This is a genomic window from Pseudomonas sp. PHC1 (assembly GCF_046487845.1).
Lineage (GTDB): Bacteria > Pseudomonadota > Gammaproteobacteria > Pseudomonadales > Pseudomonadaceae > Aquipseudomonas > Aquipseudomonas sputi.
Genome location: NZ_JBJXHJ010000015.1, coordinates 44,130 through 56,944, shown reverse-complemented (window position 1 = coordinate 56,944; position 12,815 = coordinate 44,130). Strand labels below are relative to the sequence as shown.

The window sequence follows — 12,815 nt, the reverse complement described above, 5'->3', positions numbered from 1 at the left end:
GTTGGAAGGCGGGTTATTTTTTCTGTCACAAAATGCCTTTCGGGCCCGTTTCTGCTGGGTTTCGCGCGGTTTTGTGATGCCTAGCAGACAACCCCTCGACTGTCGAGATATGGCGCCCGTTGTCCTTTGCGTATACTGCGCACATGTTTTCCCCAACGGCTTTGCGTCCGCGGTACGCCAAATGGCTGATCGCTACCGGACTCTTCCTGATGCTCAGTGGCTGTGTTGATAAACCCAACACACTCGAGCGCGTAAAGGAGGATGGCGTGCTGCGGGTGGTCACCCGAAACAGCCCCGCCACCTACTTTCAGGATCGCAGCGGTGAAACCGGCTTCGAATACGAGCTGGTGAAGCGCTTCGCCGACGATTTGGGGGTCGAGCTGAAGATCGAAACCGCCGACAACCTCGATGACCTGTTCAACCAGGTCGGCAAGCCAAACGGCCCGGTACTGGCGGCCGCCGGCCTGGTCAGCAGCGAACAGCGCAAGAAGCAGGTGCGTTTCTCCCGCTCCTACCTCGAAGTCACCCCACAGATCATCTATCGCAACGGCCAGTCACGCCCCACCGACGCCGGCGATCTGGTGGGCAAGAAGATCATGGTGCTCAAGGGCAGCACCCACGCCGAACAACTGGCGGAGCTGAAACAGAAATATCCCGGCATCCAGTACGAAGAGTCCGACGCCGTTGAAGTGGTCGACCTGCTGCGCATGGTTGACGAAGGCCAGATCGACCTGACGCTGGTCGATTCCAACGAAGTGGCGATGAACCAGGTGTACTTCACCAACATCCGCGTGGCCTTCGACCTCGGCGACGCCCGCAGCCAGAGCTGGGCGGTGGCCGCCGGCGAAGACAACAGCCTGCTCAACGAGATCAACAGTTATCTGGACAAGGTGCAGAAGAACGGCACTTTGCAACGCCTGAAGGACCGGTATTACGGTCACGTCGACGTGCTCGGCTACATGGGCGCCACCACCTTCGCCCAGCATTTGCAGCAACGGCTGCCCAAATACGAACAGCACTTCAAGACCTACGCCAAGAAAGAGAAAGTCGACTGGCGCCTGCTGGCGGCCATCGGTTATCAGGAATCGCTGTGGCAACCGACGGTTACCTCGAAGACCGGCGTGCGCGGGCTGATGATGCTGACCCAGAACACCGCCCAGGCCATGGGCGTGTCCAACCGCCTCGATCCGAAGCAGAGCATCATGGGCGGCGCCAAGTACCTGGCTTACATAAAGGATCAGCTCGACGAGTCGATCCAGGAGCCGGACCGTACCTGGTTCGCCCTGGCGGCCTACAACGTCGGCAGCGGCCATCTGGATGACGCGCGCAAACTGGCGTCGAAGGAAGGTCTGAACCCGGACAAGTGGCTGGACGTGAAGAAAATGCTGCCGCGCCTGTCGCAGAAACAGTGGTACAGCAAGACTCGCTACGGCTACGCCCGGGGCGGCGAACCGGTGCACTTCGTGGCGAACATCCGTCGCTACTACGACATCCTGACGTGGGTGACCCAGCCGCAGCTTGAGGGCGATCAGGTGGCCGAAGGCAATCTGCATGTGCCGGGGATCGACAAATCGAAGCCCGCTCAAGAGCCCGCCCCGCTTTAACCCATCCCCAAAACAAATGTGGGAGCAAGTTTGCTCCCACAGGATGTTGAAACTTAGTGTTTGGCAGCCGCCAGAATCAACGCCTTCATCTCCGACACCGCCGACTTGAAGCCCACGAACAACGCATGCGCCACCAGCGCATGACCGATGTTCAACTCGTTGATGCCCTTGATCGCCGCCACCGCCTCGACGTTGTGATAATGCAGGCCATGGCCGGCATTGACGATCAGGCCCTGTGCCAGACCGAACGCCACGCCGTCCGCGACACGCTTGAGTTCTTCAGCCACTTCGGCAGGCGTTTCGGCATCGGCATAACGCCCTGTGTGCAGTTCGATGGCCGGTGCGCCGACGCGCTTCGACGCAGCGATCTGCCGCTCGTCGGCGTCGATGAACAGTGACACTTCACTGCCGATCTTCGACAGACGTTCGACCGCAGCCCGGATCCGCTCTTCCTGCCCCGCCACATCCAGACCGCCTTCGGTGGTCAGTTCCTGACGGGTCTCCGGTACCAGACAGATGTGCGCCGGACGAATACGCTCGGCGAACGCCATCATTTCTTCGGTGACGCCCATTTCGAAGTTCATGCGGGTCTGCAGCACATCCTTGAGCAGCAGCACGTCGCGTTCCTGAATGTGCCGACGGTCTTCGCGCAGGTGCACGGTGATGCCGTCGGCGCCCGCCTCTTCTGCGTCCAGCGCTGCCTTGACCGGATCCGGATAGCGCGTGCCACGGGCCTGACGCAGGGTGGCGACGTGGTCGATGTTCACGCCAAGAAGAATGCGATTGCTGGTGGTCACGGATGCGCTCCTGAATGGAAAGATTCGGCGCACAGCATATCAGGGCTTGCGAAACAGCTCGCGACTGACGAGCGGACGACCGCCCAGATGCACGGCCAAGGCTTGGCGCATCAAGCGCTTGGCGGCGGACAACGCGCCCGGTGCCGACCAGTCGGCTTCGGCCATGGCCAGCAGTTCGGTGCCGTTGAACAAACCGGGTTGCAGCAGGTAGACCCGTTCGAGCCCGGCATCCACCTGCAAACGGTAGAGGCCATCCGCAGCGATGGGTTCGTCGTTGATGTCGGTGTTCAGGGAAAAACCGTAACCGAGATCATCGAGCAGCCGCCATTCGAAGGAGCGCAGCAGCGGCTCCAGTGGCCGCCCCTCGGCCAATGCCAGCAACGTGGCAGCGTAATGATCGAACACCGCAGGATGCGGGTCTTCGGCGGGCAACAGGCGAATCAGCAGCTCATTGAGATACAGGCCGCTGAACAGCGCCTCGCCGACCATCCACGTTGCGTTGCCGACACTTTCCATGCGCCCGACATTCTTCAACTCACCCTTGCCGCGAAACTCCACTTCCAGTGGCACGAATGGCCGCGCCAGCGTCCCGGCCTTGCCCCGCGCACTGCGCAACACTGCCCGCAGCCGACCGTGCGGCGTGAGGAAGTCCACCAGCGCGCTGGTTTCACGATAGGCGCGGGAGTGGAGGACGTAGGCGGGTTGGGCGGGAGGCGCTTGAGACATGGATTTCTCGTTGAGGGAACGCGGTTTACTCATCACCCAAAACCAATGTGGGAGCGAGCTTGCTCGCGAAAGCGGTGCAACAGTCAACATCAATGCTGAATGTTACATCGTCTTCGCGAGCAAGCTCGCTCCCACAATGGATCGATGTATTGCTTTACAGGTCGCCGTAACCCAGCGAACGCAGCGCACGCTCGTCGTCGGACCAGCCGCCCTTCACCTTGACCCACAGGTTGAGCATGATCTTGGAGTCGAACAGCAGCTCCATGTCCTTGCGCGCCTCGGTGCCGATGCGCTTGATGCGCTCGCCCTTGTCGCCAATGATGATTTTCTTCTGGCCGTCACGCTCGACGAGGATCAGCGCATGGATGTGCAGCGTCGCACCCTGCTGCTTGAACTCTTCGATTTCCACGGTGATCTGGTACGGCAGCTCGGCGCCGAGCTGGCGCATGATCTTCTCGCGCACCAGTTCGGCGGCGAGGAAACGGCTGCTGCGGTCGGTGATCTGGTCTTCCGGGAAGAAGTGATCGTTCTCCGGCAGATGGTCGGCGATGACCTTTTCCAGCGCGTCGAGGTTATGCCCCTGCTGCGCCGAAATCGGAATGATCTGCGCGTTCGGCAACTGTTCCTGCAACCACGACAGGTGCGGCATCAGCTCGGCCTTGTCCTCGATGCGGTCGGTCTTGTTCAGCGCGACGATCAGCGGGCCGGTCACGTACTGCACGCGCTCCAGGACCATCTGGTCTTCTTCAGTCCACTTGGTGCGGTCGACCACGAAGATCACCACGTCGACGTCTTTCAACGCCGCCGAAGCGGTCTTGTTCATGTAGCGGTTCAGGGCCTTTTCGCCACCCTTGTGCATGCCGGGGGTGTCGACGTAGATCGCCTGCACATCGCCCTCGGTCTTGATCCCGAGCATGTTGTGGCGAGTGGTCTGCGGCTTGCGCGAGGTGATCGCCAGCTTCTGGCCGAGGATGTGGTTCAGCAGCGTGGACTTGCCCACGTTGGGACGGCCGACGATGGCAACATAGCCACAGCGCGTTGCGTTTGTATCAGTCATTGCCATTCTCCACACCCAGGGCAATCAGTGCTGCGGCGGCCGCTACCTGTTCGGCAATGCGACGGCTCACACCCTGACCCCGGCTTTTTTCATTCAATAGGACAACTTCGCACTCGACGAAGAAGGTACGGCAGTGCGGTTCGCCCTGGATATCCACCACTTCATAACGCGGCAATTCGCAGCCGCGCGATTGCAGGAATTCCTGCAGCCGGGTCTTCGGATCCTTGTTGGTGTCGACCAGCGTCAGGCCTTCGAACTCACCGGCCAGCCAGGCCAGTACACGTTCGCGGGCGACTTCCATGCCGGCGTCGAGGTAGATCGCACCGATCAGTGCTTCAAGGGCATCGGCCAGAATCGACTCGCGTCGGAAACCGCCGCTCTTCAACTCGCCGGACCCCAGACGCAGGTAATCGCCCAGATCGAAACCGCGGGCCAGCACCGCCAGCGTCTCACCTTTTACCAGCCGTGCGCGCAAACGCGACAACTGGCCTTCACGAGCCAGCGGGAAGCGGTCGAACAGGGCTTCGCCGGCAACAAAGTTGAGGATCGCATCGCCGAGGAATTCCAGACGCTCGTTGTTGCGTCCGGCAAAGCTGCGGTGCGTAAGGGCCAGGACCATCAGTTCCTGGTCCTTGAAGGTGTAACCGAGCTGACGCTCGAGACGGCTTAGAGAAACGCTCACGGTTTACCCACGCTGAGTTCGTGGCTGGATTCCACTGCCATCGCCGGGATACGGCGCAGGCCTGGGACAATTAACGCTGTGTTCAAAAATGACGTCCTGAATATCGTGGCTTCATGCCCCGGAGCCGGTTGTGCCGACGCCAGAAATGCATTCGGCGCTGTGGTCAACAGCGCCGTGTTTGTTTACTTGATCAGGCCGACCCGCGAGAAGTTCGGCAGGTGGCTGAGTTTCGGTTCCGGCCAGCTCATCCAGACCGCGAAGGCCTTGCCGACGATGTTCTGGTCGGGAACCATGCCCAGCAGATCCTTGGGAATGTTCGGATCATCCCAGTAGCGACTGTCGTTCGAGTTGTCGCGGTTGTCGCCCATCATGAAGTAGTGGCCGGCCGGCACGGTCCAGGTATGGTCCGGCGTGGCGCGGTAGCGGCTCATTTCCTTGCGGATCAGGTGCTCGGCGGCGCCGAGTTTTTCCTTGTAGAGCTCCGCGCTGCCCAGCGTGCCCGGCTCGGAGCCGACCAGTTGCTCGGCAATCGACTCGCCATTGACGAACAGACGCTTGTCGGCGGTGTACCGCACGGTGTCGCCCGGCAGGCCGACCACACGCTTGATGTAGTTGACGTTCGGGTCACTCGGGTAGCGGAACACCATCACATCGCCGCGCTGCGGGTCACCGACTTCGATGATCTTCTTGTCGATCACCGGCAAACGGATCCCGTAGGAAAACTTGTTCACCAGAATGAAGTCGCCGACGTCCAGGGTCGGTTTCATCGAGCCGGACGGAATCTGGAACGGTTCCACCAGGAACGAACGCAGCACCAGCACGATGAACAGCACCGGAAAGAACGACTTGCCGTACTCGACCAGCAGCGGTTCCTTGTTCAGCTTCTCGACCACCACCACGTCAGGCTGGCTGACGCTGCCCTGATAGGAGGCGATGGCGGCACGCCGACGCGGTGCCAGGATCAACAGATCGAGCAACGCCAACAGACCGCAGACAAACACGGCAATGACCAGCAACAGCGGGAAATTTAGTGACATAGGACCTGACTATTCCAACCTGAGCACGGCGAGGAAGGCTTCTTGCGGGATTTCCACGTTGCCGACCTGTTTCATGCGTTTCTTACCGGCCTTCTGCTTCTCAAGCAGTTTTTTCTTACGGCTGACGTCGCCGCCGTAGCACTTGGCCAATACGTTCTTTCTGAGTGCCTTGACGGTTGTCCGGGCGACGATCTGACCGCCAATGGCAGCCTGGATGGCCACGTCGAACATCTGACGAGGAATCAGTTCTTTCATCTTCTCGGTCAACTGGCGACCTTTGAAGTGCGAATTGTCACGGTGCACGATCAACGCCAGAGCGTCGACCTTGTCGCCGTTGATCAGCACGTCCAGTTTCACCAGATTAGCCGATTGGTAACGATCGAAATGGTAGTCCAGCGAAGCATAGCCGCGGCTGGTGGATTTCAGACGGTCGAAGAAGTCCAGGACCACTTCGTTCATCGGCAGGTCGTAGGTCACTTGCACCTGATTGCCGAGGAACAGCATGTCGACCTGCACACCGCGTTTTTCGATGCACAGGGTGATGACGTTGCCCAAGTGTTCCTGCGGTACCAGGATGTTGGCACGCACGATCGGCTCACGCATGTCTTCGATCGACGAGACGTCCGGCAGCTTCGACGGGTTGTCGACGTAAATCGTTTCACCGGTTTTCAGCACCAGTTCGAAGATCACCGTCGGCGCCGTGGTGATCAGGTCCAGGTCGTATTCGCGCTCCAGGCGCTCCTGAATGATCTCCATGTGCAGCATGCCGAGGAAGCCGCAACGGAAGCCGAAGCCCAGTGCGTCGGAGCTTTCCGGGGTGTATTGCAGCGACGAGTCGTTCAGGGTCAGTTTCTGCAGCGCTTCGCGGAAATCCTCGAAGTCGTCGGAGCTGACCGGGAACAGACCGGCGTAAACCTGCGGCTGGATGCGTTTGAAACCTGGCAGCACCGGAACGTCCGGCGTGGAGCTCAGGGTCAGGGTGTCACCGACCGGTGCACCGTGAATGTCCTTGATGCTGGCGATGATGAAGCCCACTTCGCCGGCCTTCAGGTCAGCGGTGGCAGTGTGTTTCGGGTTGAACACGCCGACGCTGTCGACCAGATGCACTTTGCCGGTGGACTTCACCAGGATCTTGTCGCCCTTCTTCACCCGGCCGTGACGCACACGCACCAGGGAGACAACGCCCAGGTAGTTGTCGAACCAGGAGTCGATGATCAACGCTTGCAGCGGATCTTCGATATTGCCGGTCGGCGCAGGGATGGTGGCGACCAGACGCTCGAGCACTTCGTCGACACCCAGGCCGGTCTTGGCGCTGCAGGTGACGGCGTCGGTGGCGTCGATGCCGATGATCTTCTCGATCTCGTCCTTGACACGATCAGGCTCGGCCTGCGGCAGGTCGATCTTGTTCAGGACCGGCATGACCTCCAGGCCCTGCTCGATGGCGGTGTAGCAGTTGGCCACGGACTGGGCTTCAACGCCCTGCCCCGCATCGACCACCAGCAACGCACCTTCACAGGCCGCCAGGGAACGGCTGACTTCGTAGGTGAAGTCGACGTGGCCCGGGGTGTCAATGAAGTTCAGCTGGTAGGTGACGCCGTCTTTGGCCTTGTAATAGAGGGTGACGCTGTGGGCCTTGATGGTGATCCCGCGTTCGCGCTCAAGATCCATGGAATCCAGTACCTGGGCTTCCATTTCACGCTCGGCCAGGCCGCCGCACATCTGGATGAAACGGTCAGCCAGCGTCGACTTGCCATGGTCAATGTGGGCGATGATGGAGAAATTGCGGATATGACTCAAATCACTCACGGATCAACACTCAAAAAGGCTGCAGGCTTGGCCCGCCGAAAAATAGCCGGGAATTGTACCTGATACACGGCGCAAGCGTCACGTTCGCCTGTCACCCGGATTGCATGCAAAAACGCCCCGGTCTGGCGACCGAGGCGTTTTCAAGGCTAAAGCGTGGGTGAAACCTTGTTCATCAACCGGCTCGACGCAACAGCCAGACGCCCGCCAGCGCACACACGCCGGCCGGAACCAGCACCGCGAACAGCGGCGAGAAGCCGAACACCAGACTGGATGGGCCCAGCAGATCCTGAACGATGCGGAAGGTGAAGCCCACCAGTACGCCGGTGAACACTCGCTGACCGAGGGTCACCGAACGCAATGGACCAAAGATGAACGAGATCGCCATCAGCACCAGCGCGGCGGTCACCAGCGGTTGCAACACCTTGACCCAAAATGCCAGCCAGTAACGACCGTTGCTCAGACCCTGCTCGGCCAGGTAGTGGATGTAACCCCACAGGCCGGTGATCGACAGCGATTCCGGCGCCATTACCACGGTGCTCAGCAATTGCGGACTCAGGGAAACGTCCCAGCGCTCGACTGGCGTATTGACCACTTCGGTGCTGCGCTCCTTGAAACGCGTGGTTGTAACGTCGCTGAGCTGCCAGTGATCGGTGTCGAACTCGGCGCGCTTGGCGAAGCTCGAACTGAGCAGATGGCGCTCCTTGTCGAAGTGATAGCGGGTCACACCATACAGACGACCATTGGGCTGGACGGAGTTGATGTGAATGAACTCGTCACCCTGACGGTGCCACATGCCGTGCTTGGCGCTTTGCGCGTCGCCGCTGCCCTGCGCCAGCGAACGGTTGGCCTGGGCCATGCTTTCGGTGGCCGGGGCCACGTATTCGCCGATCAGCACGCCGGCCAGCATCAGCACCAGCATCGGCTTCATCACTGCCCAGACGATGCGCCCGATGGACACGCCGGCGGCGCGCATCACAGTCAGCTCACTGCTGCTCGCCAGACTGCCAAGGCCGATCAGGCAACCGATCAGCGCCGCCATCGGCAGCATGTCGTAGAGCCGGCGCGGCGCGGTCAGGAGCACGAAGCTCAGGACATCGACCAGGGTGTAGGTATCACTGACGTCGCCCATCTCGTCGATGAACGCAAACAAGGTGGCCAGGCCGAGAATGATCGCCAGCACCGCGATGATGGCGATGAACACGCTGCTGCCGATGTAGCGGTCGAGTTTAACCACGGGCCACCTCCAGCGCTGCGCTGCGACGGCTGGCCAGCTTCAGGCGCAAAGGTTCCCAGTACAGCAGGCCGAGACCGATCGCCAGGAAGATCGCATGCACCCACCACAAGCCGAGCGCCGGTGGAATCTTGCCTTTCTCGAGGGCGCCGCGGGCGGCAATCAGGATGGTCAGGTAAGCCATATAAAGAAGAATCGCCGGCAGCAGCTTGAGGAAACGCCCCTGGCGCGGGTTGACCCGCGACAGCGGCACCGCCATCAGGGTCACGATGAACACCAGCAGCGGCAGCGACAGGCGCCACTGCAGTTCGGTTTTCGAGCGGATGTCATCACTGCCCAGCAGGGACGAGGTCGGCATGGCGTCACGATCGGTGACTTCCTCGCTGACATCCGGCTTGGGCAGCAGCACGCCGTAGGTTTCGTAGTGGATGGCGCGATAGTTGGCCTGACCCGGGCTGCCGTCGTAGCGGTAACCGTTGTCGAGGATCAGATAACGGTTGCCGTCGGGACGCACTTCCTGACGGCCTTTCTCCGCCACTAGCACAGAAATCCCGCGATCCTTCTGGTTGGCCCCGAGGTTCTTCTGCGAGATGAACACGCTGCCGAGATTGACCCGGTCATCGCTAAGGGTTTCGGTGTAAGTCACCCGTGTACCGTCGCGCAGAGCCTGGAAACGACCTGGCTCAAGCGTGTCGAACTCGGTCAGCGCATCCTGCTTGTTCAGCAGCAGCTGGAACTGGTTGGCGCCTTGTGGAGCCAGACCCAGGCTCAGCCACGCCACCACCAGGGCAACCAGGGTGGCCGGGAACAGGGTCATGCGAAACAGCCGCTGCTGACTCATGCCAGTGGCCGAGAGCACGGTCATCTCGCTTTCCAGGTACAACCGGCCGTACGCCAGCAGGATCCCGAGGAACAGCCCCAGCGGCAGGATCAACTGCATGAAGCCCGGCAGACGGTAGCCCATGATCAGGAACAGCGATCCCGGATCGAGCTGGCCTGCTGCGGCCTGGGCAAGGTATTTGATGAAGCGACCGCTCATGATGATGACCAGCAGCACGGCACTTACCGCACTCAGGGTCAACAGGACTTCGCGGGACAGATAACGGAAGACGATCAAACCAGACACTCCAGGGTTGTCAGGCTAAGGCGGCCAAACAAGCAAACGTATCGACGGGCCCGCAAGGCAGAGCCGTCGAAAAAAGATGCGGCATTATCCTGTGATTGAGGGCGCCTGTCACTGCGCACACTCACGCAAGCGTGCAATCCGTTGAAGATCGTACAACCGAGGGTTGTCAGGCGCGGTGAGCGAGGTTCAAACTGCCGCCTCTGTCGCAGGCACTGGCCTGCGCCTCTTCTCTCTATAAGCAGGCGACGGCGGACACGTCGAACGCCTGCGTGTTGACCATTCATTCAGGGATCCGGACATGGAACTGGTTGTAAAAAGCGTTAGCCCAGAAACGTTGAAAACCGCCACCCTGGTGGTTGCCGTTGGCGAAGGCCGCAAACTCGGCGTCGCCGCCAGACAGGTCGACGAACTGAGCGGCGGCGCCATCAGCGCCGTGCTCAAGCGTGGCGATCTGGCCGGCAAGGTCGGCCAGAGCCTGCTGCTGCACAGCCTGCCGAACCTGAAAGCCGAACGCGTGCTGCTGGTCGGCGTGGGCAAGGATGAAGAACTGGGCGACCGTCCGTTCCGCAAGATCGTCGCCGGCATCCTCAACACCCTCAAAGGCCTGGGCGGCAGCGACGCCGTGCTGGCACTCGATGAAATCATCGTCAAAAACCGCGACAGCTACGGCAAGACCCGTCTGCTGGCCGAAACCCTGGTCGATGGCGAATACACCTTCGACCCGTTCAAGAGCCAGAAAGCCGAACCGCGCGCCCTGAAGAAAATCACCCTGCTGACCATCAAGGCCGCTCAGGCCGAAGTGCAGCGCGCCGTGAACCACGCCACCGCGATCGCCAACGGCATGGCGTTCACCCGCAACCTGGGCAACCTGCCGCCGAACATCTGCCACCCGACGTTCCTCGGCGAACAAGCCAAGAACCTCGGCAAGGAGTTCAAGGATCTGAAAGTCGAAGTCCTCGACGAGAAGAAGATCAAGTCGCTGGGCATGGGTTCGTTCTACGCCGTCGGCCAGGGCAGCGCCCAGCCGCCGCGCCTGATCGTCATGCAATACAACGGCGGCAAGAAATCCGAGAAGCCGTACGCGCTGGTCGGCAAAGGCATCACCTTCGACACTGGCGGCATCAGCCTGAAGCCGGGCGCCGGCATGGACGAGATGAAGTACGACATGGGTGGCGCCGCCAGCGTGTTCGGTACCCTGCGCGCCGTGCTGGAACTGAAACTGCCGATCAACCTGGTGTGCATCCTGGCCTGCGCCGAAAACATGCCGAGCGGCACCGCTTCGCGCCCGGGCGACATCGTCACCACCATGAGCGGCCAGACCGTGGAAATCCTCAACACCGACGCCGAAGGCCGTCTGGTGCTGTGCGACGCCCTGACTTATTCCGAGCGCTTCAAGCCGCAAGCGGTCATCGACATCGCCACCCTGACCGGTGCCTGCGTCGTTGCGCTGGGCGCCCACACTTCGGGCCTGCTGGGCAACAACGACGAACTGATCGAGCAACTGCTGAGCGCCGGCAAGGCTGCCGACGACCGTGCCTGGCAACTGCCGCTGTTCGATGAGTACCAAGAGCAACTGGACAGTCCGTTCGCCGACATCGCCAACATCGGCGGCCCGAAAGCCGGCACCATCACTGCCGCGTGCTTCCTGTCGCGCTTCACCAAGAACCTGAACTGGGCGCACCTGGACATCGCGGGCACCGCCTGGACCAGCGGCGGCAAGGACAAGGGCGCCACCGGCCGTCCGGTTCCGTTGCTGACTCAATACCTGCTGGATCGCGCCAAAGCCTGAAACCGATGAACCTGGGCGGCGCTGCCTTCGGGTGGCGCCGTTCAAGGCTCAGGAACCGCAATGACCAAAGTCGACTTTTATATCCTGCCCAGCGCCGATCCCTTGGCGCGCCTGGATTTCGCCTGCAAGCTCACCGACAAAGCCTGGCGCATGGGCCACCGCATTTACCTGCATTGCAGCGATGCTGCCCAGCGTGACGCTCTCGATGCGCGACTGTGGGCATTCAAGGGTGAAACCTTCGTGCCTCACGGCCTTGCCGAAAGCGAACCGCAAGGTTTGATCGTGCTGGGACTGGGCAACGACTGCGGCGAGCACGCGGACTTGCTGGTCAACCTCGACCTGAAAGTCCCGGTTTTCGCCAACAAATTCGCCCGCGTGGCGGAGGTTGTCGTGGAAGATCCGGCGATCCGCACTGCGGCGCGGGAGAGTTTCCGTTTCTACCGCGAACAGGGCTATCCTCTGCAAGACCACCGTTTACAGCGACTCTGAGTACGCCGATGGACACTCCAAAACCGCTGCAAAAACCCGCACACCTGCTGGATGACCTTGAGTCGATCCGCCAGCTGCTCGGCGATGACAACCTGCAACCGCCGCTGTTGACCGATACGGTCGATGATGGCGAACAGGAACAGATTCCGATGTTGTTCGACCCGGTCGACAACCCACCGCAAGCCGTCGAGGTTGCCCCCGCGCCGACGCCTGCCGCGCAGCCTGCCGCTGTGGATAAAGGCCCCGACGCCCTGCTGCACCTGGACAGCGAACTGCGCGCTGCCGCCCAACTGATCATGCAGGACGTGATCGACGACTTCGCCCCGCACATCGAAACCGAAATCAAACGTCGCCTCGAGGCGCGGATGGAACGGCTTCTCGGCCAGTACGAATAGCCCCCCAATCTCCTGGGGGAGCTAGCCTGCCAGCGATTGCATCAACGCGACTTTCCTGAAAAACCGCGGCGCCTGC

General features: G+C 61.1%; 12 protein-coding genes. 4 read left to right on the top strand and 8 right to left on the bottom strand.

Translation table 11 applies throughout. The features are described from left to right. Positions 1 to 143: 143 nt before the first annotated feature. The gene (gene mltF / locus ACKJSM_RS18660; RefSeq protein ID WP_410238522.1) at positions 144 to 1,604 is read left to right on the top strand and encodes a membrane-bound lytic murein transglycosylase MltF; all 1,461 of its coding nucleotides are present in this window, start codon (positions 144 to 146) and stop codon (positions 1,602 to 1,604) included. Between the two features lie 53 nt (positions 1,605 to 1,657). Here the strand turns inward: mltF and pdxJ are convergent, their stop codons facing one another. From pdxJ to lptF, 8 genes are all read right to left on the bottom strand, one after another. Then, positions 1,658 to 2,401, bottom strand: a complete 744-nt coding sequence (pdxJ, locus tag ACKJSM_RS18655) for a pyridoxine 5'-phosphate synthase (protein WP_064593587.1) — start codon at positions 2,399 to 2,401, stop codon at positions 1,658 to 1,660. A 39-nt stretch (positions 2,402 to 2,440) separates the two neighbouring features. Continuing rightward, positions 2,441 to 3,127, bottom strand: coding sequence for a DNA repair protein RecO (recO, locus tag ACKJSM_RS18650; RefSeq protein ID WP_410238521.1), 687 nt, complete (start codon positions 3,125 to 3,127; stop codon positions 2,441 to 2,443). A 154-nt stretch (positions 3,128 to 3,281) separates the two neighbouring features. After that, positions 3,282 to 4,184, bottom strand: a complete 903-nt coding sequence (gene era, locus ACKJSM_RS18645; protein ID WP_011332590.1) for a GTPase Era — start codon at positions 4,182 to 4,184, stop codon at positions 3,282 to 3,284. After that, the gene (gene rnc / locus ACKJSM_RS18640) at positions 4,177 to 4,866 is read right to left on the bottom strand and encodes a ribonuclease III (protein ID WP_011332589.1); all 690 of its coding nucleotides are present in this window, start codon (positions 4,864 to 4,866) and stop codon (positions 4,177 to 4,179) included. Before rnc ends, era begins: the two co-directional genes overlap by 8 nt. Before the next feature lie 182 nt (positions 4,867 to 5,048). Beyond that, a complete protein-coding gene (gene lepB, locus ACKJSM_RS18635) occupies positions 5,049 to 5,903 on the bottom strand; it encodes a signal peptidase I (protein WP_064382430.1) in 855 nt (284 codons plus the stop codon). Between the two features lie 9 nt (positions 5,904 to 5,912). Further along, positions 5,913 to 7,709, bottom strand: a complete 1,797-nt coding sequence (lepA, locus tag ACKJSM_RS18630; protein ID WP_039769508.1) for a translation elongation factor 4 — start codon at positions 7,707 to 7,709, stop codon at positions 5,913 to 5,915. A gap of 172 nt (positions 7,710 to 7,881) precedes the next feature. Next, the gene (gene lptG, locus ACKJSM_RS18625; protein WP_236178250.1) at positions 7,882 to 8,943 is read right to left on the bottom strand and encodes an LPS export ABC transporter permease LptG; all 1,062 of its coding nucleotides are present in this window, start codon (positions 8,941 to 8,943) and stop codon (positions 7,882 to 7,884) included. Further along, positions 8,936 to 10,057: an LPS export ABC transporter permease LptF gene (gene lptF / locus ACKJSM_RS18620; protein ID WP_236178249.1), complete on the bottom strand. Its 1,122-nt coding sequence runs from the start codon at positions 10,055 to 10,057 to the stop codon at positions 8,936 to 8,938. The genes lptG and lptF overlap by 8 nt, the downstream gene beginning before the upstream one ends. A 307-nt stretch (positions 10,058 to 10,364) precedes the next feature. Between lptF and ACKJSM_RS18615 the strand changes: the two genes are divergently transcribed. From ACKJSM_RS18615 to ACKJSM_RS18605, 3 genes are read left to right on the top strand one after another with little or no spacing between them, the layout of a single operon-like run. Then, positions 10,365 to 11,855: a leucyl aminopeptidase gene (locus ACKJSM_RS18615; protein ID WP_410238520.1), complete on the top strand. Its 1,491-nt coding sequence runs from the start codon at positions 10,365 to 10,367 to the stop codon at positions 11,853 to 11,855. A gap of 60 nt (positions 11,856 to 11,915) precedes the next feature. Then, entirely contained in the window at positions 11,916 to 12,344 is a 429-nt protein-coding gene (locus tag ACKJSM_RS18610; RefSeq protein WP_236178247.1) for a DNA polymerase III subunit chi, read from the top strand. Positions 12,345 to 12,352: 8 nt separating this feature from the next. Further along, the gene (locus ACKJSM_RS18605; RefSeq protein ID WP_236178246.1) at positions 12,353 to 12,739 is read left to right on the top strand and encodes a DNA polymerase III subunit chi; all 387 of its coding nucleotides are present in this window, start codon (positions 12,353 to 12,355) and stop codon (positions 12,737 to 12,739) included. The last annotated feature ends 76 nt before the right edge of the window (positions 12,740 to 12,815 follow it).

Excerpts from the sequence above, each read along its gene's own strand:
- ACKJSM_RS18605 (WP_236178246.1), top strand. The coding sequence starts at position 12,353 with ATGGACACTCCAAAACCGCTGCAAAAACCCGCACACCTGCTGGATGAC.
- ACKJSM_RS18615 (WP_410238520.1), top strand. The coding sequence starts at position 10,365 with ATGGAACTGGTTGTAAAAAGCGTTAGCCCAGAAACGTTGAAAACCGCC.
- lepB (WP_064382430.1), bottom strand. The coding sequence starts at position 5,903 with ATGTCACTAAATTTCCCGCTGTTGCTGGTCATTGCCGTGTTTGTCTGC.
- mltF (WP_410238522.1), top strand. The coding sequence starts at position 144 with ATGTTTTCCCCAACGGCTTTGCGTCCGCGGTACGCCAAATGGCTGATC.
- recO (WP_410238521.1), bottom strand. The coding sequence starts at position 3,127 with ATGTCTCAAGCGCCTCCCGCCCAACCCGCCTACGTCCTCCACTCCCGC.
- era (WP_011332590.1), bottom strand. The coding sequence starts at position 4,184 with ATGACTGATACAAACGCAACGCGCTGTGGCTATGTTGCCATCGTCGGC.
- ACKJSM_RS18610 (WP_236178247.1), top strand. The coding sequence starts at position 11,916 with ATGACCAAAGTCGACTTTTATATCCTGCCCAGCGCCGATCCCTTGGCG.